1 pseudogene is annotated in these 750 nt (G+C 45.7%); it reads right to left on the bottom strand.

Annotated features, from left to right (window positions below):
* A pseudogene (locus C161_RS27490) lies at positions 1 to 663 on the bottom strand (hypothetical protein); the annotation flags it as partial.
* Positions 664 to 750 lie beyond the last annotated feature (87 nt).

Raw genomic sequence — 750 nt, 5'->3', positions numbered from 1 at the left:
CAGCGACTTCGCATCTAGAGGAAGTGGTTCATATTCAGTTTGCTGTTGGACCTCATTATCTTCTTGAATCTTTGACGAGAGGGAACCACGCGTGATACCAGCTCCCTCATAACCTCCATCGAATACGATTGAGTTTTCCATGATGTAACCTTCATCAGCAAGAACAAGACATTCCTTGCCATCGTATTCCAATCCCCTGATATGCGTACAATCAGGATTACGGTAGTAATCCCCACCACAAATGCTACAGTTATGCTTCGTGGATATAAAGCCAGCTGATGTGTCAAAGATCGTACCCGCATCAATACCGGTAGCCAATTGGTCCGTGGATATCCCATTTGCTTCAAGACCCTTAGCCATGTAATGGTCACCGTATAGCTCCAGTTCTCCATTCTCCTCAACAATACGGCTGTCGAAGGTTCTGCCATATGGGAAAGAGAGTGATTCCCACTTTTGCCATGGGTGGTCCACTAGCAGTGCCACACCTTCTTTAACCTGATCAGCCATCTTACGAAGAAAGTTTGGAGTTATTTTCATTTTGTACTTATCAATCCTCTTCGTTCCGATGATCCTTGCCTGGAACACATGGACTTGTTCTTCGGTGAGGGGGACAAGTGCCTTCTGATTAATCTTCGACAGTTGCTCTGCAGACGGTTTTGCCATTTGGTTTTTCACCTCCTTGATATAGTAAACTTGCCAACTCACTCATTCTGTGGAGTGACAGGAGGCTGCGTTTGTGCAACAGAGCGT

The organism is Paenibacillus sp. FSL R5-192, assembly GCF_000517845.1.
Classification (GTDB): domain Bacteria; phylum Bacillota; class Bacilli; order Paenibacillales; family Paenibacillaceae; genus Paenibacillus; species Paenibacillus amylolyticus.
The sequence above is the reverse complement of the archived record's forward strand: the minus strand, read 5'-3'. Positions and strand labels throughout refer to the sequence as shown.